The sequence below is a fragment of the Rothia sp. ZJ1223 genome, from assembly GCF_016900985.1.
GTDB lineage: Bacteria > Actinomycetota > Actinomycetes > Actinomycetales > Micrococcaceae > Rothia.
The window spans coordinates 47,081-70,327 of sequence record NZ_JAFEUT010000003.1 but is presented as its reverse complement, the minus strand read 5'-3'; the positions used below and the strand labels follow the sequence as shown (position 1 = coordinate 70,327).

18 protein-coding genes are annotated in these 23,247 nt (G+C 54.7%); 16 read left to right on the top strand and 2 right to left on the bottom strand.

Annotation, left to right across the window (positions count from 1 at the left end):
- Positions 1–130 precede the first annotated feature (130 nt).
- Both JTP09_RS04615 and JTP09_RS04610 read left to right on the top strand, forming a co-directional pair.
- Positions 131–2,365 carry a polyribonucleotide nucleotidyltransferase gene (locus JTP09_RS04615; protein WP_204877285.1) on the top strand — a complete coding sequence of 745 codons (2,235 nt, stop codon included), beginning with the start codon at positions 131–133 and terminating at the stop codon, positions 2,363–2,365.
- 143 nt (positions 2,366–2,508) lie between these two features.
- Positions 2,509–3,840 carry a pitrilysin family protein gene (locus tag JTP09_RS04610; RefSeq protein WP_204877284.1) on the top strand — a complete coding sequence of 444 codons (1,332 nt, stop codon included), beginning with the start codon at positions 2,509–2,511 and terminating at the stop codon, positions 3,838–3,840.
- A gap of 78 nt (positions 3,841–3,918) precedes the next feature.
- Here the strand turns inward: JTP09_RS04610 and JTP09_RS04605 are convergent, their stop codons facing one another.
- Positions 3,919–5,850: an acyltransferase family protein gene (locus tag JTP09_RS04605; RefSeq protein WP_204877283.1), complete on the bottom strand. Its 1,932-nt coding sequence runs from the start codon at positions 5,848–5,850 to the stop codon at positions 3,919–3,921.
- A gap of 253 nt (positions 5,851–6,103) precedes the next feature.
- Here JTP09_RS04605 and dapB point away from each other — a divergent pair, with 253 nt between their 5' ends.
- From dapB to JTP09_RS10005, 11 genes are all read left to right on the top strand, one after another.
- Positions 6,104–6,859, top strand: a complete 756-nt coding sequence (dapB, locus tag JTP09_RS04600; protein ID WP_204877282.1) for a 4-hydroxy-tetrahydrodipicolinate reductase — start codon at positions 6,104–6,106, stop codon at positions 6,857–6,859.
- Entirely contained in the window at positions 6,860–7,456 is a 597-nt protein-coding gene (locus JTP09_RS04595; RefSeq protein ID WP_204877281.1) for a hypothetical protein, read from the top strand.
- A gap of 166 nt (positions 7,457–7,622) precedes the next feature.
- Positions 7,623–8,555: a 4-hydroxy-tetrahydrodipicolinate synthase gene (gene dapA, locus JTP09_RS04590; RefSeq protein ID WP_204877280.1), complete on the top strand. Its 933-nt coding sequence runs from the start codon at positions 7,623–7,625 to the stop codon at positions 8,553–8,555.
- Between the two features lie 136 nt (positions 8,556–8,691).
- Positions 8,692–10,401, top strand: a complete 1,710-nt coding sequence (locus JTP09_RS04585; RefSeq protein ID WP_204877279.1) for a ribonuclease J — start codon at positions 8,692–8,694, stop codon at positions 10,399–10,401.
- A 124-nt stretch (positions 10,402–10,525) separates the two neighbouring features.
- Complete coding sequence (locus JTP09_RS04580) at positions 10,526–13,594, top strand: DNA translocase FtsK (protein ID WP_204877278.1); 3,069 nt, start codon at positions 10,526–10,528, stop codon at positions 13,592–13,594.
- A 91-nt stretch (positions 13,595–13,685) separates the two neighbouring features.
- Entirely contained in the window at positions 13,686–14,291 is a 606-nt protein-coding gene (pgsA, locus tag JTP09_RS04575) for a CDP-diacylglycerol--glycerol-3-phosphate 3-phosphatidyltransferase (protein WP_370592499.1), read from the top strand.
- A 23-nt stretch (positions 14,292–14,314) separates the two neighbouring features.
- A complete protein-coding gene (locus JTP09_RS04570; RefSeq protein WP_204877277.1) occupies positions 14,315–14,812 on the top strand; it encodes a CinA family protein in 498 nt (165 codons plus the stop codon).
- Between the two features lie 281 nt (positions 14,813–15,093).
- Positions 15,094–15,546 carry a helix-turn-helix domain-containing protein gene (locus JTP09_RS04565; RefSeq protein ID WP_204877276.1) on the top strand — a complete coding sequence of 151 codons (453 nt, stop codon included), beginning with the start codon at positions 15,094–15,096 and terminating at the stop codon, positions 15,544–15,546.
- Between the two features lie 121 nt (positions 15,547–15,667).
- Positions 15,668–15,889 carry a DUF3046 domain-containing protein gene (locus JTP09_RS04560; protein ID WP_204877275.1) on the top strand — a complete coding sequence of 74 codons (222 nt, stop codon included), beginning with the start codon at positions 15,668–15,670 and terminating at the stop codon, positions 15,887–15,889.
- 260 nt (positions 15,890–16,149) lie between these two features.
- Positions 16,150–17,277 carry a recombinase RecA gene (recA, locus tag JTP09_RS04555; protein WP_204877274.1) on the top strand — a complete coding sequence of 376 codons (1,128 nt, stop codon included), beginning with the start codon at positions 16,150–16,152 and terminating at the stop codon, positions 17,275–17,277.
- Between the two features lie 144 nt (positions 17,278–17,421).
- Positions 17,422–18,435 (top strand): regulatory protein RecX, encoded by a 1,014-nt coding sequence (locus JTP09_RS10005; RefSeq protein WP_239478805.1) that lies wholly within the window; start codon positions 17,422–17,424, stop codon positions 18,433–18,435.
- Between the two features lie 17 nt (positions 18,436–18,452).
- Here JTP09_RS10005 and JTP09_RS04545 read toward each other — a convergent pair whose 3' ends face one another.
- Entirely contained in the window at positions 18,453–19,625 is a 1,173-nt protein-coding gene (locus tag JTP09_RS04545) for a hypothetical protein (RefSeq protein WP_204877273.1), read from the bottom strand.
- A gap of 41 nt (positions 19,626–19,666) precedes the next feature.
- Here JTP09_RS04545 and miaB point away from each other — a divergent pair, with 41 nt between their 5' ends.
- From miaB to dapF, 3 genes are all read left to right on the top strand, one after another.
- Positions 19,667–21,175, top strand: a complete 1,509-nt coding sequence (gene miaB, locus JTP09_RS04540; protein WP_239478803.1) for a tRNA (N6-isopentenyl adenosine(37)-C2)-methylthiotransferase MiaB — start codon at positions 19,667–19,669, stop codon at positions 21,173–21,175.
- A complete protein-coding gene (gene miaA / locus JTP09_RS04535; protein ID WP_204877271.1) occupies positions 21,175–22,107 on the top strand; it encodes a tRNA (adenosine(37)-N6)-dimethylallyltransferase MiaA in 933 nt (310 codons plus the stop codon). The genes miaB and miaA overlap by 1 nt, the downstream gene beginning before the upstream one ends.
- A gap of 186 nt (positions 22,108–22,293) precedes the next feature.
- Positions 22,294–23,238 carry a diaminopimelate epimerase gene (gene dapF / locus JTP09_RS04530; RefSeq protein WP_204877270.1) on the top strand — a complete coding sequence of 315 codons (945 nt, stop codon included), beginning with the start codon at positions 22,294–22,296 and terminating at the stop codon, positions 23,236–23,238.
- The last annotated feature ends 9 nt before the right edge of the window (positions 23,239–23,247 follow it).

Here is a 23,247-nt window from a genome sequence, read left to right as displayed (position 1 = left end):
CGAAGATGCGGTTGAGTCCTCGGTAGTGGCTTCCGGAAAATACAAAGAATTTTTCCGTGGGCTTCGATCGAAGACTGCGCCGAATAAAAATAAAGATGTGCGCGATAGATATAAAGAAAATGGAGGAACCTTGGAAGGTCCCGAAATTCAGTTTGCAGAAGCAATCATAGACAACGGTAAGTTCGGTAAGCGTACCGTTCGTTTCGAAACAGGTCGCCTTGCTCAGCAGGCAGCAGGCTCAGCGATGGTTTACATCGACGATGAAACCTCAATGCTCTCAGCAACCGCCATTGGCAAACAGCCCCGCGAAGGCTTCGACTTCTTCCCCCTCACCGTTGATGTGGAAGAGCGTATGTATGCAGCCGGCAAAATTCCCGCTTCATTCTTCCGTCGCGAGGGACGCCCCACCACCGAAGCGATTCTGGCAGCTCGCCTGATCGACCGCCCCCTGCGTCCTGCCTTCACCAAGGGCATTCGCAACGAGGTTCAGGTTGTTGTCACCGTGCTCTCCATTGAGCCCGACGAAATTTACAACACCGTGGCTATCAACGCAGCATCCTGCTCAACTACCCTTTCAGGTGCTCCGTTCGCGGGCCCCATCGGTGGCGTACGTGTTGCTTTGATTGACGGTCAGTGGGTTGCTTTCCCCAAGCACTCACAGCTTGAAAACGCTGTGTTCGACATGGCAGTAGCAGGTCGCGTCATCACCCGTGCAGATGGTACTGAAGACGTTGCAATCATGATGGTTGAAGCTGAAGCTACCGATAACTCCTGGAACCTTATCAAGGAAAACGGCGCTCAGGCACCCACCGAAGAAATCGTTGCTGAAGGTCTTGAAGCGTCAAAGCCCTTTATTAAGGCTCTGTGCCAGGCTCAGGCTGAACTCAAGGCACGCGCTGGCAAGCCCGCTCTAGAACTGCCCTTCTTCGGCTCACACGGTGATGACGTTGATGCAGCTGTCAAGGAATACGCTTCACAGAAGATTGTTGATGTTTACTCCATCGCGGGTAAGCAGGAACGTGAAATCGCTTCTGAAGATTTGCAGAAGGAAATCATGGAAGCCCTTGCTGGCGAAGGCAAGGAATTCGAAGGTCGCGAGAACGAAGTTAACGCTGCTTTCAACGCCCTGACCAAGCACACCGTGCGTCAGCGCATCCTCACCGAGCAGGTTCGTATCGACGGTCGCGGTCTCACCGACATCCGCCAGCTGACCGCTGAGGTTGAGGTTCTGCCTCGCGTTCACGGTTCAGCAATCTTTGAGCGCGGTGAAACCCAGATTATGGGTGTTACCACCTTGAACATGCTCAAGCTGGAACAGCAGCTGGATTCTTTGCACCCCGTCAAGGCGAAGCGCTACATCCACCACTACAATTTCCCGCCCTACTCAACCGGTGAAACCGGACGAGTGGGCTCACCCAAGCGCCGCGAAATCGGCCACGGTGCTCTGGCAGAGCGTGCGCTGACCCCCGTCCTGCCCTCACGCGAAGAATTCCCCTACGCGATCCGTCAGGTATCAGAGGCTTTGGGATCCAACGGCTCAACCTCAATGGGCTCAGTTTGTGCCTCAACCCTGTCTATGCTCAACGCTGGTGTGCCTCTGCGCGCACCTGTTGCAGGTATCGCAATGGGCTTGGTCTCAGACCAGGTTGATGGCGAAACCCGCTACGCTGCTCTGACCGATATTCTCGGTGCCGAGGACGCACTGGGCGATATGGACTTCAAGGTAGCAGGCACCAGCGAATTCGTTACCGCAATTCAGCTCGACACCAAGCTGGACGGCATTCCCGCATCTGTTCTGGCAGCCGCGCTGACCCAGGCACGCGAGGCACGTTTGCACATCCTTGAAGTTATCAATGCCGCTATTGATGCACCCGATGAGATGAGTGATTACGCACCGCGCGTGATCTCAGTGAACGTTCCCGTTTCTAAGATTGGTGAGGTCATTGGCCCCAAGGGCAAGATGATTAACCAGATTCAGGAAGAAACTGGCACCGACATCTCCATTGAGGACGACGGCACCGTATACATCGGTGCAACCGACGGTCCCTCCGCTGAGGCAGCTCGCGCAGCAATCAACGCGATTGCTAACCCGCAGGTTCCCGAAATCGGTGAACGCTACCTCGGTACCGTCGTCAAGACCACCACTTTCGGTGCGTTCGTGTCACTGACCCCCGGTAAGGACGGTCTGCTGCACATTTCAGAGCTGCGTAAGCTCAACGACGGCAAGCGCGTAGACGACGTTGAAGACGTTGTTGGCGTCGGCCAGAAGGTACAGGTAGAGATCACCAAGATCGACGATCGCGGCAAGCTCTCACTGTCACCGGTTGTAGCTGAAGAAGCAGCTGAGGCTGCGGACGAAGCGTAACCTCTTACCTCGTCATAACTTGGCAAAAGATGTAGCCTCGACCCTCTCACGGGGTGAGGCTGCATCTTTTTCTTATCTTTTAAACTCTCTTCCCGGGCGCATAACCACACTACAAACTACGCGCCTACTTCTGAAAGGTTTTTATGCCCATCGTCCTTCCGCTCACCACCGCTGCTGCACAAGGCGAACTCAATTATGTCACCGGTCGCCTCGTGTACGCAGGTGAGGGCGGCAATGAGGTACGTCGTTCCATCTTGCCCGGCGGCGTCCGCGTTATTACCGAGCGTATGCCTTCCCAACGCAGTGTTTCCATCGGTTTTTGGGTGGGGGTAGGTTCTCGCGATGAGCAGCCTGGAATGCTTGGCTCAACTCACTTCTTAGAGCATCTACTCTTTAAAGGCACCGAAAAACGTAGCGCACTCGATATCGCTCAAGCGTTTGACGAAGTGGGTGGAGAATCCAACGCGCTGACCGCTAAAGAACATACCTGCTACTATGCGCGCGTCCTGGACGATGATACCCAAATGGCTATCAATGTTATTGCAGATATGGTGACTAGCGCCCGCCTTGATGACGCTGATATGGAGCAGGAACGTGGCGTTATTCTCGAAGAAATTGCTATGGATCAAGATGACCCTACAGACGTTGCCTTTGAGAACCATATTGAGCAGCTCATGGGGACAAACCCGTTGGGTAGACCCATTGGAGGCAACCCCGAAGAGATTATGAATGTGTCCCGCGAGGCAGTGTATGAACACTACAAGAAGTTCTACACCCCTGACCGTCTCGTTGTTTCAGCAGCCGGTTCGCTGGACCACTCACAAATTGTCTCCTATGTTCTTGCAGCCCTTGAAAATAGTGGGTGGAATCTCACCGAAGGCGTTATGCCATCGCCCCGTCGTGTTCGCTCAGCAACTTTGATTAGCCCAGCGTCTGCCCACCTTGAACTTGATAAAGGCTTTGAACAGACCAATATCGTGGTTGGTCGTCCCTCAATCATTGCCGGTGACGAGCGTCGCTATGTGATGAGTGTTCTCGCATCAGCTCTTGGTGGCGGTATGTCTTCGCGCCTCTTCCAAGAAATCCGCGAAAAAAGAGGACTCGCTTACTCAACTTTCGCTTTCTCTGGTACCTACTCGGACGCTGGTTATTTTGGCATGTACGCTGGTTGCCTACCCGCGAAAACTGAGCAGGTGCAAGAGATCATGTACCGGGAGTTTGAACAGCTCGTGCGGGAAGGCCTCGGCGACGCTGAGCTTAGTAAAGTCTTAGGCCAGCTGGGTGGGGCAACTATTCTAGGCAGCGAAGATGCAGGTTCCCGCATGTCGCGTCTAGGACGGGCTGAACTTGACGCTGGTGAATTTTCTACGCTGGACGAAATCCTACACGGTGTGCGTTCTGTGACCCATCGCGATATTAAAGAACTGCTAGAATTTCTTGCTCAACAGCCTGAAGTGACTACCATTGTTCGCTAGTTCCTTCGTACAGTAAACCGAGGTGGGAGCCCCCTAAAATAATGGGCTTCCGCCTCGGTTCTTTAAGTATGTGAGGGTCTAGCGCCCCTTTACCTTCTCTACCGCGTCCTTGATGGTTTGGGCGTAGAGCTCGGCGCCTTCGGGGGTGGGGTGGACGCCGTCGTTCGCGAAAAGCTGGGGTTTGCCGGTGGATGCGGTTGCCCAGTCGGCGAGCGCTACCTCCGGGTGTCGTTGGGCGGTGGCTTGCAGCACCTCGTTGGAAGCCTGAACCCAGGTGAGGTGGGCGGGTGCCTGGCCGGTGACGAGCACGATATGTTGTACGCCTGCGTCTTTGGCTGCGGTGATGGCTTGGTCGACCATGGTTGGGGAAATGGTGGAGTTGGTGGTCAAAGAGAGCACCAGGGTATCGCCTAGTGTGCCTTCTTGCTTGAGTGAGAAAATGATGTCCGGAGCTGCTGCGAACTGCCGTGAGATTTCAGCATTGACGGCGGAGTCGGGTAGTTTCTCGTGAAGCTGACCGGCAGATGCCAATGACACTGAGTCGCCAATAATGCTGATGCCGCTATTGCTTTCTTCGGGAGCTATTTCTGCACTATCAGTAGATACGGAAGAGGGCGCGTCGGGTGCTGTCGTTTGTTGATTCTCAGCCACGTGTGAAGATCCAGATTCTTGTTGCGCCCGGTTAAGCTGGGCTTTTCCCTGAGCAATCAGAGCTTGGGCTTCGGTCATGTGCGGGGCGGTTTGTACCGCGAAAACATTAGCTGCTGCACCCACAACCAGCAGAGCTACGCCAGCAACAGGCAGGGCTTTAGCGGGGGAGAAGATCGCCTCCACCCAGGCTGTGAGGGCCCCTCGGAAACCGTACCTGCGCACCGGCGTCTCGATGTACATATAGGAAAAACCAGCAATAGTTAGAGTCAACAGGAGCAGGGGAATCTGTACCCACAGACCGAAGCCGGGACCGAAAATATAGTGGGCTAATACAGCCAGCGGCCAGTGCCACAGATAGATTCCGTAGGAACGCTTACCAATCCAGACCAGGGGCGCGAACGATAGAGCACCTCTGAGCCACCGGGCAATGGCTGAGCGAGTATCGGGCAGTAGCGCCTGCAAAACGCCGAGCCCCAATAACGCCCCAGCCAGCAATCCCCAGGGCTGCAACACAGACTGCTCATGCTCAGAAAGCACCCTAGCCAACGGCACTATAGCGGCAAGACTGAACCACCCCACAAGAGCCCGGACTGTACCCCAGAGACCGTTGCCATAGCCTACGTGGGTGTAAAGACGCGCGTCCACGGGCGGGTACATGCTCCACGGGATTAGCAGTGCCAAAAGCACTCCGAGCATCAGCCCGTAGAGGTGCGTGTCAGTGCCGTAGTAGATACGAGCAAAGCTGCCGCCTGACCATACCAAAATTATTACTAATACCAGCGAGAGAACGCCCAGAATAACCGGCACCAATGCTCGCTGCCGCCAGGTTTTCAAAAAGATACAGGCAAACACTAAGACAACGGGCCAGAAGAAGTAGAACTGCTCCTCCACCGCCAACGACCAGAAATTCGTCAGTAGTTCGGGCGAAGTCTGCGTGAAATAGTCGTTACCGGCAGCGATAGAGAACCAGTTAGAAGAATAGGTAAACGCACCGAGCAGCTGCCTGCCGAATCCTACCAGAATATCCCCACCGACCAGAAGCGCCACGGGAGCTATGGTGAGCACCAGAGCAGCAACAGCCGGAACGAGCCTGCGCAGGCGGCGTACCCAAAAAGCAATAATGTTCATCTTGCCGGTGTACGCGCCTTCGCGTAGTAAGAGCGCTGTAATCAAGTAACCAGAGATGACAAAAAAGATATCAACACCGATCATGCCGCCGGGAAGAGCAGCCGGCCACAGGTGGTAGATGACCACTAGCAAGACCGCCACAGCTCGCAACCCATCAAGACCGGGCAGAACGAAACGCCTGGTTCCTTCTTCAGGGCGAACGCTGGAGTAGAAAACGTGTTCTTGCTGCATACTTACCTTCACTGACGTGCTGGGTGCCGATATCTGCCAAGGGCGCAGGGCGCGTATCAGATGGTACGGCATGAAACGGATGGAGCGGGTAGAGGTGGCGACCTGAGGCAGGTGGCGCTGTAGTACTCCCGTACCAGTTTAGTGGGTACACAGATGTTTCATGTATCGACACAAACGGGGAACTCCTGTGACTATCGCGGTAAAGTAGTAAGCCATTGCCAAAATTTTGTGAGAGGGTGGGCGTTTAGAAGCTATGACGAGAATTCTTAAAGTTGCTGTTGTCGGGGCGGGCGGACGCATGGGTAGCGAAGCTGTGCGAGCTATCAACACTGCTGAGGATATGGATCTGGTAGCGGCACTGGGGTCTGGCGACTCTTTGCAGGAACTGGTTGATGCCGGCGCTGAAATCGTCGTTGACCTGACCGTCCCTTCTGTCACTGAGAAGAACGTGCGGTTCGCAGTTGAAAACGGCATGCATGCGGTGGTGGGCACGACTGGGTGGGACACTGAACGCCTCGAGAATTTGCGTGCTTTGTTAGCTGAAAACCCGCAGGTTGGTGTGCTTATTGCCCCCAATTTTGCTATCGGTTCGATTCTTGCCACCGAGTTTGCCGCTAAAGCCGCTCGCTATTTTGATTCTGTTGAGGTTATCGAGATGCACCACCCGAATAAGGTTGATGCGCCCTCGGGTACAGCGGTTCACACCGCCCGCAAAATCGCTGAGGCACGAGTAAACGCCGGCGTAGGAGAGTCCCCTGATGCTACCGAACACGATGAGGGCGGTTCACGCGGTGCGGTTGTTGACGGTGTACACGTTCACGCGGTTCGTCTGCGAGGGCTTGTTGCTCATCAGGAAATCTTGCTGGGCGATCCGGGGCAGCAGCTGGTGATTCGCCATGATTCCTTTGACCGTGCGTCCTTTATGCCCGGTGTACTCTTGGGCGTTCGAGAAGTTGCCCAGCAACCCGGTCTGACGCACGGGCTTGACGGGTATTTGGATCTTTCATAGATGAACTCGCTCAAACTATTTAGTGCCACCGCTATAGTGCTGGTTGCTCTCACCGTGCTCTTGCTACCGTTACCTCAGGGCGCGAAAATTACTGTTTTTATGGTGCTGGCTTTTGTTGGCGTTTTTACGGTGATTGAGGGGCGCGGGCGCGGCAAACTTTTTGCTGCCATCGTCATCGCCTTGCTGACTCTGTATCTGGGAGTAACCGTTCAACGCGGCATCCTTTTGATGACCAGTGGCGAGTGGGTCGGCGTAGTACTGGGTATGAGCCTGATAGTGCTACCGGTTATTGGCGCCTGGGCTATGATCCGCGAAATCATTTTTGGCTCTCGGATTCAAACGATGGCAGAAGAAATGGCGGCCCAAGGTCTGCTCCCTGAAGACACCATCGAGCGTCACCCCTCGGGGCGTATGGTACGGCAGGACGCGGACGCACAATTTGAGAAGTACCGCAGGGCAGCTGAAGAGAACCCTGAAAAATGGCAGAACTGGTTCAACCTGTCTTTAGCCTACGATGCCTCAGGTGATCGTAAGCGTGCCCGCTCCGCCATGCGTGACGCCATTGCTTTACGCGCAGGAAAACTGGTTGCTTCCTGACACACCTCGTAGAACAGGAGGAACATACTAGGTAACGAAGTGCTCACAGCTCGCTATCTGCACCTTCATGGAGCATCCTAGATAAGAACACAAAACTCAACATATGTGAACTTCTACGTACCAGTTACAAGTAGTAAGTGCGCACAACACAGGGTAGATTAGAGATATGTCGCAGTCACAGAACACCGTTGGAACATTTGCCGAGCCTATTTTCGGGCGTTTGCTCACCGCTATGGTGACGCCTTTCGCTGATGATGGATCGGTCGACGAAACCGCCACTGCTGAACTTGCTCTTCACCTCGCTGACCGTGGTCACGATGGTCTTGTGGTGTGCGGTACCACCGGTGAGTATTCCACGATGACCGATGAGGAAAACGAACGCGTCTTTGACATTGTGAAAGATGCTGTGGGCGATCGCGTTAAGATCATTGCCGGTGTTGGCTCGAACGATACCAACCACACCCTGAACCTAGTCAAGGCTGCCGATCGTGTGGGTGTTGACGGTCTTTTGGTAGTGACCCCCTACTACAACAAGCCAACCCAAGCAGGCTTGGTAGGTCACTTCACCGAGGTCGCGCGCTCATCTGATACCCCTGTGATGTTGTACGATATTCCCGGTCGCGCGGGCATCCCGATTGCTGTAGACACCTACAAAGTTCTCGCTGAGCTGCCCACTGTTGTGGCGGTTAAAGACGCAAAGGCTGATTTGGGTGCTGCCTCCGAAGTAATGGCAGCCACCGACCTACAGTACTACTCTGGCGATGACGGTTTGCTCTTGCCCTGGCTCAGTATTGGAGCTGTAGGGCATGTGGGCGTCACCTCACACGTAGCCCCCGAAATGTTCCGTGATATGCTCGATGCCTTCATCGGTGGAGAACTTGCCCACGCCCAGCAGATTCATCGCGATCTAGTGCCCGTTATTCGCGCCGCTATGGGGCGCGTCCCCGGTTGCGTCGCTGCAAAAGAAATTTTGAAATGGCAGGGAGCGCTCAAATCGAGCGCAGTCCGACTGCCCCACGTTGGTCCGACCGACTCAGAAGAAGCTGCCATGCGCGCAGACCTCGCTGAATCAGCACTGGCATCAACCATCACTCAGTAAAAATAAAAGCAGAAAAGGCAGCAACTGGCACCGAATAACAGGTGACCCGCAACTGCACTGCACCACAGCGTGAGGCGGGTTCAGCTGGCACATACCAGCAAGAATCCGCTTTCACCGTGTCTATGAAAGAGGTTTTATGGCTCATCTAGAATTCGATTTGCCCCGCCCGCCCAAACTAAAGCGCGACACCCTGCGCGTTGTAGCCCTCGGTGGTTTGGGTGAAGTTGGTCGTAACATGACCGTGTACGAAATCAACGGAAAACTGCTCGTTGTTGACTGTGGCGTGCTCTTTCCCGAAGAGTCCCAGCCCGGCGTTGATTTGATTCTGCCCGATTTGAACTACATCATGGACCGCCTCGATGACATTGTCGCAGTTGTGCTGACCCACGGTCACGAAGACCACATTGGTGCCGTGCCCTACTTGCTCAAGCGTCGCGCAGATATTCCCCTGGTCGGTTCGCAGCTGACCCTGGCACTGGTCGAAGCGAAACTTGCTGAACACCGCATCAAGCCCTACACCCTCACCGTTGAAGAGGGTATGGTTGAGGCATTCGGTCCCTACGAATGCGAATTTGTAGCGGTTAACCACTCGATTCCGGACGCGCTCGCAGTCTTTATTCGCACCCAGGCGGGTAAGGTCTTGCACACCGGTGACTTCAAGATGGATCAGCTGCCCCTCGACGGACGCCTGACCGACCTTCGCCACTTTGCTCGTCTGGGTGAAGAAGGCATCGACTTGTTCTTGCCTGACTCCACTAACGCTGAAGTTCCCGGCTTTACTCCGACCGAAAAGAACATCGGCGGCGTTTTGTCCCAGGTATTCCGCGATGCTCCTCAGCGCATTATCGTCGCGTCCTTCTCATCGCACGTTCACCGCGTTCAGCAGGTGCTTGACGCTGCGGCTGAGCGCGGACGCAAGGTCGTGCTGGTGGGGCGCTCGATGGTGCGTAACATGACCATCGCTGAGAAGCTGGGCTATCTCAACGTGCCCCAGGGTCTACTGGTAGATTTGAAAAAAGTTGATGACTACCGTCCCGAAGAAATCGTGATGATGTGTACCGGTTCGCAGGGTGAGCCTATGGCCGCGCTCTCACGCATGGCAAATGGCGATCACAAGATTCAGATTGAACAGGGCGATACCGTAGTTCTCGCTTCATCACTGATTCCCGGCAACGAAACCAGCGTTTACCGTGTCATCAACGGTCTCATGAAACTTGGCGCTAACGTTGTGCATAAAGGCAACGCTAAGGTTCACGTTTCGGGTCACGCCGCTGCCGGTGAGCTGATTTACTGCTACAACATTCTCAAGCCCAAGAACGTTATGCCCGTTCACGGCGAAATTCGCCACCTCATCGCCAACGCCGATTTGGCGATTGAAACCGGTATTGATCCCGAGGGCGTGTTGATCTGTGAGGACGGCACCGTTGTGGACCTAGCGGACGGAAAGGCGCGCATTGTGGGGCAGGTGCCTAACGAATACGTTTACGTTGATGGCCGCTCCGTCGGTGAGGTTACCGAAGAAGATCTCAAGGATCGCCGTACTCTGGGTGAAGAGGGCTTTGTCTCTATCGTGACCGTTATTGACCGTGCTACCAAGCGCGTGGTCACCGGCCCCGATGTACACGCCCGCGGTGTTGCCGAAGACGACTCAGTCTTTGACGACATCACTCCCAAAATCACTGCCGCCCTGGAGGACGCTCTGCGTCGTGCCCCGCACGAAGTGCACACTGTTCACCAGCTACAGCAGATCGTCCGCCGTACCATCGGCTCATGGGTGGCACGTCGTTTGCGTCGCAAACCCATGATTATTCCGGTTGTGGTTGAAACTCATACCGATAAGGGCTAAAAATCCTGTACCTTAAACATAATGTTTAACCTTTACCCGCGCGCGGTGGAGTCTTATATCTTTGCGATGCAGACCCCATCGCGCGTGAGGTGTTATAGACAAGCGATTGCAGTGATTGGAAACAATGGCATCACGAAAGTCAGCTCCGCGTTCATCGAGGCAGCCCAAAGCGACGAAGACTGCGGCACGCGGTTCCGCCCGATCCCGCCAGAACACCAAAGCTAAATCAACGGCTCCCCAGCAGAACATGGTGAGCAAGGTTGTTCTGGGTGCCTGGTTGACGTGCGCCCACATCGTGGGCGCCGCTGTGCGCCGCGTGGGTGCCCTGCGCACCGATTTAGCCCCCGAAGACCGCAGGGATGGGGGAGCGCTGCTGATTCTGCTCTTTGGCTTCATCACCGCTTTGGTGGAATGGTGGGCGCTACGCACCGTTGATACCTACCGATGGTTTGAAGCCCCTATTAATGCGTGGCACGTGATGGTGGGCGGCACCTTCGGCCACGGTGCCCTGCTGATTCCAATCTTTGCCTTCATTTTCGCCTGGCGCATCTTTAGACATCCGCTAGAGATTGGGGCTAATAACCGCATTGCTGTTGGTCTTTTCATCATGCTGGTCGCCGGGTCAATGCTCGCCGCTAAACTCGCTGGCTTTCCCGCCCTCGTCCGTGGTCGTGGTTTTGAGGACGTATGGGCTGGCGGCGGCATTATTGGGTTGCTTGTGGCTAACCCTCTCTCTCGCCTCGTGGGCGGTATTTCAATCTTTGAATGGCTGGTTACCGCGGCTGTTTTTGCGCTGGGTCTTTTGATCGCAACTAAAACTCCGTTGCGCATGATTGGGCCTCGGCTGGTACACCTGATGAGCATCATGCTTGGCGAGGCACCCTCAAAACCCGAAAAAGCCCATGAAGAGCAGGAACTGCACCGCGAGGAATCGCATGACCGTTCTTACCTCTACGATGAATCTACACCAGCAGCGCCCGCACCCCGTAAGGGAATTTTAGCGTGGTTGGGCTTTGGCAACGGCAGCTCTGGTAGTCGCCGTCTTGATAGCTACGAGGGCGATGAAGCTTTCGACACTGCGCTCTTGCACCCTGACGAGCCTGTGTCAGATACCGCTCCTCTGCAACGTGTCAACCGAGATTTTGATGTTGAGCCACCCGCGCCTCGACGCCCCAAGAAAAACAAGAAAAAAGCTGAACCCACCCTCTTTGACCAGGGCGAGTGGTCGGACGCGCCCGCTCAGCGTTTGGAGAAGGTCCGTCAAGCTGCGGTAGATAGTGGACGAGCCCAGCAAACCCAAACCCCGGATCTTTTTGATTACACTGACGAGCTCGACAAGCCGTCAGGTTCACCCCGCGCTGAACCGATGACAGAAGAAAAACCACAACCGCGCACTCAGACGGTGCCGGCTGCTGCTCCGCAGCGATCAGCCCCAGCGTCTGCATCTGCGGCGTCGCGTCCGCCTGTAGCTCAACCTACAAACCCTGCAACGAGCAAAACCACTGCGACAGAGAAGCCAAAAGCGCCTACGAATATCGCCAATCACACGGTACCTGCAACGACCGAGCAACCGCGCGGCAGTATCAGCGTGGAGTCATCGGCAGGTAACTACGATCTACCGTCTGAGACCCTGCTCGAAGCGGGCCCTCCCGCCAAAGAATCATCTGAGGTCAATGAGCAGGTGGTGGAATCTCTTACCGAGGTACTCAACCAGTTCAACGTTGATGCAGCTGTCACCGGCTTCTCCCGCGGTCCTACCGTCACCCGCTACGAGATTGAGCTCGGCCCTGGCACCAAGGTAGAGCGAGTCACCGCACTGAGTAAAAACATCTCCTACGCTGTTGCCTCAGCAGATGTTCGTATTCTCTCGCCGATTCCCGGAAAATCTGCTATCGGCATCGAGATTCCTAACACCGACCGCGAAACCGTGGCACTCGGTGATGTACTGCGTTCCCCCCAGGCACATACCAACGAACACCCCATGGTCATGGGCGTGGGCAAAGACGTCGAGGGCGGTTTCGTACTCGCCAACTTGGCGAAGATGCCTCACCTGCTGGTGGCGGGTGCAACCGGTGCCGGTAAATCATCGTTTGTGAACTCGATGATTACCTCAATCCTGATGCGCTCAACCCCCGATCAGGTGCGTCTGGTCATGGTAGACCCCAAGCGCGTTGAACTCACCGCTTATGAGGGTATTCCACACTTGATTACCCCCATCATCACCAGCCCCAAGAAAGCCGCTGAGGCACTGCAGTGGGTAGTGCGTGAGATGGACGCGCGTTACGACGATCTGGCACACTACGGCTACAAACACATCGACGATTTTAATAAAGCCGTCAAAGCTGGCAAGATTCAGCCCGAACCCGGCAGCAAACGCCAGATTAAGGCTTACCCCTACCTTTTGGTGATTGTTGATGAGCTTGCCGACTTGATGATGGTTGCCCCGCGCGATGTTGAAGAATCTATTGTGCGTATTACCCAGCTAGCGCGAGCTGCCGGTATTCACCTGGTTCTTGCAACCCAGCGTCCCTCTGTTGACGTGGTAACGGGTCTGATTAAAGCCAACGTGCCTTCTCGCATGGCGTTTGCGACCTCATCTGTTACCGACTCTCGTGTTGTTCTTGACCAGCCGGGTGCAGAGAAACTCATTGGTCAGGGCGATGCGCTGTTCCTGCCCATGGGCGCTTCTAAACCCATGCGTGTTCAGGGCGCATGGGTGGGTGAATCTGAAATTCACGAAATCGTGGAACACGTCAAAACCCAGATGCCGGTTTCATACCGCGACGATGTCATTGCCGCTGCTCCCAAGAAGCAGATTGACGATGATATCGGAGACGACCTTGACGTTCTGTTGCAGGCAGCTGAACTGATCGTTACCACCCAGTTCGGCTCAACGTCTATGCTTCAGCGTAAACTCCGCGTGGGCTTTGCTAAAGCAGGGCGCCTGATGGACCTGTTGGAATCTAGAGAAATTGTGGGCCCCTCAGAAGGGTCTAAGGCACGCGACGTGCTGGTTCAGCCCGATGACCTTCCCACCGTCCTAGCACGCCTACGCGGTGAAGAGCCTCCCGCAGCTGAACCCACCGACCTAGTCGCTGATTCTCTCGACGCTATGGGCGAACCTGCTGTTGACTACTTCGACGACGCTGAAGATCCCACCGGTGAGGACGCCTGGAACCTCACCGGCAGATAAAACACTGACGGAGCTACCTGGACTACTGACGGCGGTGGCGTACTGTAAAGAAAAAGACAGTACGCCACCGCCACCTGCGAAAGGCATAAAAGTGACAACCCCCGTGAACCCCACCGCGTCAAACTGGAACCTCCCCAACGCGCTGACCGCGCTACGCATCCTGATGGTTCCACTGTTCATCTGGCTTCTCTGGCTGGGAGGTACCTACGGCGAAACCAACATGAGCATGCGCTGGTGGGCAGTAGCAGTGTTCATACTGGCAATGATTACCGACTGGCTGGACGGCTCCATCGCACGCTCGCGTAACCTTATTACCAGCTTCGGTAAGATTGCTGATCCCATCGCTGACAAACTACTCACCGGCGCAGCCTTTGTTCTGCTGTCGATGCTGGGTGAGCTGTGGTGGTGGGTTACTATTGTCATTCTGGTGCGTGAGTGGGGCATCACCGTGATGCGTCTTTTCATCATTAAGTACGGGGTAATGGCAGCCTCGAAGGGTGGCAAACTCAAAACTGTTTTGCAGACGGTGGCTCTAGTGCTGATGCTGTTGCCGCTGGCGTCCTTGGGCGCTTGGGCGCTATGGCCTGGTTGGCTGGTCATGGCAGCAGTCGTTATCGTCACTGTGGTAACCGGTATGGATTACGTGATTAAGGCTATGCAGCTGCGCCGTGACTACTTCACGTCTCAGAACAAATAACACAGACAGGAGCGAATCGAATCATGAGCTCACGGGGTTATTCTCTAGCGCAACGGGTCATCGAAACCGCCAAGACGCGAGGTGTTCAGCTCGCAACGGCTGAGTCGCTGACCGCCGGGTTAGTTGGGGCAACTCTGTGCGATGTCCCCGGTGCCTCAGCTGTATATCGTGGTGGTGTGATTTCTTACAGTAGCGATGTGAAGGCCGGGGTTTTGGGTGTGTCTGCCCAGCTGCTGAAAACTCAGGGGGCAGTAGACTCTGAGGTAGTTCGCTCCATGGCGCAGGGCGCGGCACGCGTTTGCGAGGCAGACTGCGCTGTTGCAACCACGGGTGCTGCTGGCCCTGAGCCTGCCGATGGCAAACCCGTGGGTACAGTATTTATTGGTATATTTTGTGCTGGCGAGACCTATGCGTATGAGAAAAAATATGAGGGCAACAGGCAAGAGATTCGTCAGGCAACGGTAGAGGACGTACTGGCTTATCTCTTAGCGCATCTCGAGAAACTGTCGGTGGGCACCTGAATATAGTACGCCTGTCTCAGTGCGCTGAATGAACTTTGCATGAACAAGGCACATCTTCTACCAGCTTTCGCTCAGCTTCTCGTCAGAAAATTCTGCGGTAAACCGGGAACAAACTCCCAGCTTCATGCGTTGAAATAGTCATAACGCAATGAGTGAAGCGTGGGGGCGTCCCACGAAACACAGTGCATACTGCTCAAAAATGCGTTAGGCTGTTGAGTAGAACACAAAGGAGCGCTCATTAGAAGAAAGAGCGCGATGATCACTGAAGGAAAAAGACTCTCATGTCGAAGCAACCAGTATCAGTAAACGGCGTCGTTCGATGGAAGGACGTTGACCAATCAGAGGCAGCTGCACCTACCACTTCTGCTCCCAAAACTATTCTCCTGCGCCACGCTATCGGTGAAGTGTTGCGCGATGTTCGCCAGCGTCAGAGTCGCACCCTGCGCGAAGTTTCACACAGTGCTCGCGTATCTCTGGGGTACCTCTCAGAAGTAGAACGCGGACAGAAAGAAGCATCATCTGAGCTTCTGGCGTCAATCTGCGAGGCGCTCGATATTTCACTGTCGCAGATGCTGCGCGAAGTATCAGACCGCATGGCACCTGAGACCGGCTTTACTGTGCCTGACACCGTACCTGCTGAATTCTCAGATCAGTTCAAGCGTGAGTACGGCATCGCTGCAACTTCAAGCAAGGATATTCCTCAGGACGCTCACTCCTTGAGCGTTGCCCGCTAAGGTCTAGATCTCAGAAAAGCCCCGCACTTGGTGAAGTGCGGGGCACTTTTATATAGAGCGTTCATTTCTTGTGAGGGGGCAGACATGTATCAGATGATGATTGAGAGTAAACTCAAGACACATGAAGCTGAGTGAGTTCTGGTTTTTGATGGGGCATGAGTTCGGTGAGGGGTATGCCCGAGTGCTTGCCCGCGATTTAGTGCTGGGGCAGTGTGGTGACTTCACCGCAGAGGAAGCGCTTCGGCAGGGGTTTGACCCGGCAGAGGTGTGGCGGGCAGTATGTCAGGTGCAGGAAATACCGGAGGAACGCTGGTGGGGGCCTGATATCGCTCCGAAGCGATAGGCTCACCACCAATCTTTTCGTAAATATATTCTAGGTATTCGAATCTACCCGTGTAACTAGAAAATATGTTCGAAAATCTGGTAGAGTTGTTTCCACAATCGGTCAAAACGGTCGAAAAATGAGCAAGTTATCCACAGATTTGCTCAAACGGTCCTAAATTGTCAGCCGGTACCGCTACCGTGGTGACTATAGAAAACACGAAGTCTGAACCGCTGAAGTTCAGGCGCACCACGAGATTACACCATGAAAGAAGGCAAAACATGGCAGCTAAAGCACGTGCTAACACTTCAGTGAGCCAGGTTCCGGCATCAGACCGCGAAAAGGCGCTCGAAGGCGTCCTCGCACAAATCGACAAGAACTACGGCAAAGGCGCTGTCATGCGTCTGGGCGACAAAGAAGCTGTCAAGGTCGAGACCATCTCAACCGGTGCTCTCTCCCTAGACGCTGCACTCGGCATTGGCGGTTTGCCCCGCGGCCGCGTGATTGAGGTCTATGGCCCTGAATCATCAGGTAAAACCACTGTTGCTCTGCACGCCGTTGCTAGCGTTCAAAAAGCGGGTGGCATTGCAGCTTTCATCGACGCTGAGCACGCTCTTGACCCCATTTACGCAGCTAAGCTAGGCGTCGATACCGACTCACTGCTGGTATCTCAGCCCGATACCGGTGAGCAGGCGTTGGAAATCATGGATATGCTCGTCGGCTCAGGCTCAGTGGACATCATCGTCGTTGATTCCGTTGCCGCACTCGTTCCCCGCGCCGAAATTGAAGGCGAAATGGGTGACTCACACGTGGGTCTGCAAGCTCGCCTCATGTCACAGGCACTGCGTAAGATTACCGGTCGCCTCGCTCAGACCAACACCACCGCCATCTTCATCAACCAGCTGCGCGAAAAGATCGGTGTTTTCTTCGGTTCACCCGAGACCACTACCGGTGGTAAAGCACTGAAGTTCTACGCATCGGTTCGTATTGATATTCGCCGTATTGAAACTCTCAAAGACGGTGCAAACCCGATTGGTAACCGCACCCGTGCCAAGATCGTGAAGAACAAGATGGCACCGCCCTTCAAGCAGGCAGAATTCGACATTCTCTATGGTGAAGGTATTTCCGTTGAGGGCGGTATCATCGATATGGGTGTTGAAAACGGCATCGTCAAGAAGTCAGGTGCATGGTTTACTTACGAAGGCGATCAGCTGGGGCAGGGTAAAGAAAACGCCCGCCGCTTCCTCAAAGACAATCCCGAGCTTGCTGAGGAAATCCAGTACAAGACTCTCGTGAAGCTGGGAATCATTGAGGACGAAAACGCGGACGCTCCTGATGGAGTAGATGCAGATGGAGTCATCACCGACGACGCTATTGATCCCCTAGGAGATTTGCCCGAAAACTTCTAACTCGGCACGCGGGTTATCACAGTGTTGCTACCTGCGGTTTTCGTTGGTAGCAACACTTTTTTGCGTTGAAACAAGTCAGTAGTCTCTTACCTTTTACAATGGCTAAGCACCGTGAGTATATAAATGGAGGAGGTGCCCTAGAACATGATGGTAAGCAACCCAGCTAACGATTATCCTGACTGGCACCCCGCATCTACCGGCGCCCAAGAAGAAAAGCCGGGGGAGGGTATCCGTCCAAGCGCTAACACTGTGGGACGCCAATATACTGGCGAAAACGCACCGTTTTCTGAATCTTCCAAGAGCGATAGGCGCATGGAAGAGGAGGCGTCCAGTCGTAACCGTTCAGGACGGCAACACAGCAGGAACCCGAACACTCAACGCAAAAAAGGGTTTCGTAAACCACCGGCTAAGTACCTGCAGAATTCCCCTTTCGCCCCGGCTTTCGGCGCTGCGCCAGAGCTTGAGGACGAGAAGAAAGGACCACATAAACCGGCTAAGACAACTCAGTTTCGCCCCGAAAGCAGACTTGCCCAGCCTGATACTGAAGAAGATTTGGCGCTATACGCCCTGCACGGGGTAGGGACGCCCGACGAAGCCAAAAAGCCCTGGCGCAGGGGGGCTGCCCATGAGCCTGAGAGCGAATTTACCAAAGCTAAAAATATTGTGCTCAACCAGTTGGCAGCTAGCGCTAAGTCAAGGGTGATGCTTGAGAAGAAACTCCGAGACAAAGAAATTAGCGAAAAAACCATCGTTGATGTTCTCGATAGATTTGAAGCAGCCAAACTCATAAATGATCAAGAGTTCGCTCAGATGTACGTTCGGGAAAAAGTGACTTTCAAAAAGCTATCACGCTCAGCAATAGCCCGCGAGCTCAAAAGTAAAGGGGTCGCTGAGGAGCACGTTGCTGAAGCTCTTGAGCAGCGCAGCGAAGAGGACGAACGCAGCGACGCTCACCAGCTGGTTGCCAAAAAAATGCGACCTTCTATGGACTTTTCAGATCGGAAAGAAAAAGAAAAGATTATGCGCCGGCTGGTGGGTATGCTGGCACGCAAGGGCTATCCGCCCTCTATGGCTTTTAGCGTGGTCAGCGAAGAAATTGAGAACTACGTGCAGGAGAATGGCGGCAGATCAGCAGAATCTGAGGAGTATTACTTCTAACATACCCCGCTTGCGAGCTAGAGATTGCGGTGCTCTAAGACCCGCTGTATCAGTGCGGACGCATCCGGGTAGTGTTGCGCTACGCGGGCGGCGGTGTGCGTGAGTAGCTGACGGTGTGTATCGGTTAGGTCGTGGGCGGTGAAACCTGTAAGTTCCAAGACCATGCCTGCCATAACCATCATCTGTTCGCTTAGATGTAAGTCAGTATCGAAACCAGCTTCCAAATCGTGCTGAGATGCTAGGGCGTAGAGCCGCCGGCAGGCGTCCTGCCATAGCGCCCTTTCTACCAGCGGTAAATAGTCGCGGTGATATGGGGAGAGAGGGAACCCCAGCAACATATCGGCAATCGGTAAAAAGGCGTGATGAATAGCAGCTCCCTCCGCGTCAAAAGCACGCACCTCTGCGTCAGCGACCGCTATATTGTGCGGAGAAAAATCTCCGTGCGAAAGTACAGTGTGCATGGAAAAAGCGGGTACCGTATTGATCTCAAGAGTGCATTCCACAGACTCAGCCAGTGGTACTCCAGCAATGGCAGCCAAACGCCGCCACCCCTTGATACCTAAACGGGGGCTGGTGAGTGACCCCGGTGATGTCGCCTGGGGGTCAAGCTCCTTCACCGCTGCTTGGAACTCTATGTGCCAGGTGTCATCTTGAGCATAGATATCCTCAAAAAATTTCAGATAGGCATCAAGACCAGCCTCTATTTCGCCCTTGGTCAGTAGGGCATGAACGGAACGAAAATTCCCTAAATCCTCAGTAACAGTCACCCGCTTTAAAGGGTCAGAACCCAACAGCGAGCTAAAGAGTTTAGGTGCCCAATAGTTAAAAGTCGGCAGCGAACAGACTTCGCGAATATACCCGAACCCGCCGGAATTGGTTGCAGAATCCTTGCGCCTGTAGTGCTTGGCAATAACCGAAAACGTGTGCCTGGAACCTTGTGGACTAGAATCAGCACCAAAAGCAAAGACACAACGAACCACCACCGAACGCATACCAGCTGAAAGGATCTCAAGGTGCTCTAGCGCGTCCTGCTCAATATTGCAGACACCAGCTGCCACCGAAACCAGGGCATCAAGAAGAGAAGCAAATTTGGGAGTATCAACGGGGGAGTCCGCCGGTTGGGGCTGATAACGAGAGCACGCCGCATCGTACAGCCCCTGGCAGTGTGGTGAACGTGGCGTATTATTCATGGAGCACATTATGCCTTATCGAGTAGTCTTGTAAGGTGACTTTGAACTTAGATGAAACTCAGACCCCCGCAGTAACTGCCAACAGCGCCCGCACCTACGAGGTACGCACGTTCGGTTGCCAGATGAACGTGCACGATTCCGAGCGCATGAGCGGTTTGTTGGAATCTAACGGTTACCTTCCGGTAGAAGAAGGGCAGACTCCTGACCTTGTAGTGTTCAATACCTGCGCTGTGCGTGAAAATGCCTCGAACAAGCTGTACGGCAATCTGGGGATGTTGGCTCCCACCAAGCGTGAGAACGAAGGCATGCAGATTGCTGTAGGCGGATGCCTGGCGCAGAAAGATCAGGACGCCATCATCAAGCGTGCTCCCTGGGTTGATGTTGTCTTTGGCACTCACAATATTGGTTCTTTGCCTGCCCTCTTAGAACGCGCTCGCCACAACAATGAGGCACAGGCTGAGTTGCTGGAATCACTGGAGGTTTTCCCCTCCACGCTGCCGACCAAGCGTGATCACGTCTACTCGGGCTGGGTTTCAATTTCGGTGGGCTGTAACAACACCTGTACCTTCTGCATCGTGCCCTCACTACGCGGTAAAGAGAAAGACCGCCGTCCCGGAGATATTCTGGCTGAAGTTCAGGCTCTAGTCGACGACGGTGCTATTGAGGTGACCCTGCTGGGTCAGAACGTGAACTCGTACGGCGTTGAATTCGGCGACCGTCAGGCCTTTTCTAAGCTGTTGCGTGCCTGCGGTGAGATTGAGGGGTTGGAGCGCGTCCGCTTCACCTCCCCTCACCCGGCAATGTTTACCGACGACGTGATTGATGCGATGGCTGAGACTCCCAACGTGATGCCGGTGCTGCACATGCCCCTGCAATCGGGTTCTGACAAGGTGCTTAAAGATATGCGCCGTTCCTACCGTTCCAAGAAATTCTTGGGTATCCTCGAAAAGGTGCGCGAGAAAATGCCGGACGCGGCTATCACCACCGATATTATTGTGGGCTTCCCCGGTGAGACCGAAGAGGATTTCCAAGAAACCATGCGCGTGGTTGAAGAAGCCCGCTTTTCAACCGCTTTCACCTTCCAATACTCCATTCGCCCCGGCACTCCTGCCGCTGAGTTTGAGAACCAGGTTCCCAAAGAAGTTGTGCAGGAACGCTTCGAGCGTCTGACCGTTTTGCAGGATCGCATTGCAGCTGAAGAAAACCGTAAGCAGATGGGTAAAACGGTTGAGCTGATGGTGGTAGCAGAATCTGGTCGTAAGGCAGAGCAGACCCACCGTCTTTCGGGTCGTACTCAGGATATGCGTCTGGTTCACTTCTCCATTCCGGCAGGTTGCGAGACTCCGCGCCCCGGAGATTTGGTGACTCTACCCATCACCGAAGCCGGTTCCTTCCACCTGATTTCTGACCCCACCGCTGAGCAGTATGCTGTGCGTCGTTCCCGCGCGGGCGATGCGTGGGACCGCGCCCAGGCAGATTCTTGCGGTACCGGTATCACTCAGGTACCCGGCGCGCCAGTATCACTGGGCTTCCCCACCTTACGTAAGTAATGAACACGCTACCGGTCATCTCTGTGGTGGGGCCTACGGGGTCCGGCAAATCAGATCTTGCCATTGAACTGGCACTGGAGCTTGGCGGCGAATGTATCAACGCCGATTCGATGCAGTTTTACAGAGGCATGGATATCGGTACAGCCAAAGTCACCAGTAAGCAGATGAAGGGCGTACCCCATCACCTACTTGACATTATGGATGTACGCGATGAAGCCTCCGTTGCCACCTTCCAAGCTCAGGCGCGTGCCCTCTGCGAGGAGGTGCGCGCTCGCGGGCATTACCCGATTCTGGTGGGTGGTTCAGGTTTGTATGTTCGTGCTGTTCTTGATGTGCTGGAGTTCCCCGAGACTGACCCGGCGGTGCGCGTCCGCCTTGAAGAGGAACTTGCGACGAGCGGACGCGGCGTTTTGCTTGCCCGGTTGGCTGAGGTTGATCCGGAGTCAGCTTCGCGAGTTAAGGATGATCGCCGTTTAGTGCGTGCCCTTGAGGTGTATGAGGTGACGGGGCGAACCTTTACCTCGTTTATGCCTCGTCGTGAGTACGTCACCGAGACCGTGCAGATTGGGCTTAACGGCGACAGAGCGCAGCTGCACGAGCGTTTGCACCGTCGCGTTGAGCTCATGGACGCGCTCGGTCTGCTCGATGAGGTGAGCTCCCTCGAAAAACGCGGGTTGCGTGAAGGCAAAACAGCCTCGCGTGCCATCGGCTACCGGGAGTACTTGCGTCTGCTGGACGCCCAACGCGGTGTTCCTGAAGCAACCGGTTATACCCGCGAGCAAGCTATCGAAGACACCGTGACCGCTACACGCCAGTTTGCCCGCCGCCAGATTACCTGGTTCAACGCTGATGACCGGGTGAACTGGTTAGACTGGGCTGATGCTGACCTCCGTGCTCAGGCGCTGGCGCGTGTGCATAAAAGCGAACAGTAGAAAGAATCTTCTGAACCTTGGACAAGTAGCGCCGTGGTATCGCGGAAGAACTCTATAAGGGCTGAAATACCATAAAAATAAGCGTGGGTTGTTACGGCAGCTGGTGCTCTCTCGGCTGTGAACCGGGGCTTCATGGTTCAATAGGTAGAAGAACATTTGCTGGTCGCACGAGATAAAAGGATCATCATGACTGAACAAGAACGCTGGGGTGAACTTTCCGGTATTCCCCTGACCAAGGGGCAGGGTACCGGTAATGATTTTGTGTTTGTAACCGATGAGCATGGTGCGCTGTCGTTGGATCCTGAATTGGTGGCACGTGTATGCGACCGCCACTTTGGTATTGGCGCTGACGGTTTTATTCGTGCTATCAAAACCTCAGAGCTCGCTGAGGGCAAGTATCTGCTCGATGAAGCTGAAGATGCCGAGTGGTTCATGGACTACCGCAATGCCGACGGTTCTATCTCGGAGATGTGCGGCAACGGGGTGCGCGCTTTCATCGAGTACCTGATCACCCAGAAATTACTCATTCTTGAAGAAGGCGAGCATGTTCGCATTGGCACTCGCGCCGGCATCAAGACGGTGGCGCGGATTGATAACGGGTATGCGGTAGATATGGGCCCTTGGAGCTTTATTGACGGTGATTCTGCCCGTGATAATGGGCACGACGCGATGGTGACCGCCCGAGGGCTTAAGACCCCGCGTCCTGCTGTCTCTATTTCGATGGGTAACCCCCACACTGTGGTTGCTCTGGGTACTGAGGGCAAACTAGAAGGCTTGGGGTTGGAGACCGCGCCGAAGGTGACCCCTGTTCCACCGGAGGGCACTAACGTTGAGTTTGTGGTGCCTGAAGAAATCGAAGAAACAGAGGCTGAAACTGGTGAAGCTAATGTGGGTGCGATTCGCATGCGAGTGTACGAACGCGGCGTGGGGGAGACTCTCTCATGCGGTACCGGTGCGTGTGCCGCTGCCGCTGCCGTCCGCTTCTGGGGTGGAGATGAAGCTCCGGATGAGTGGCTGGTTCATGTGCCCGGTGGCACCCTGGCAGTGACCTTCGTGCTGGGTCCCGATAATCTAGAGCATGTAGTGCTGGCAGGGCCGGCAGAAATGACCGGCAAGGTTACCCTGGGCTAGATACCCATA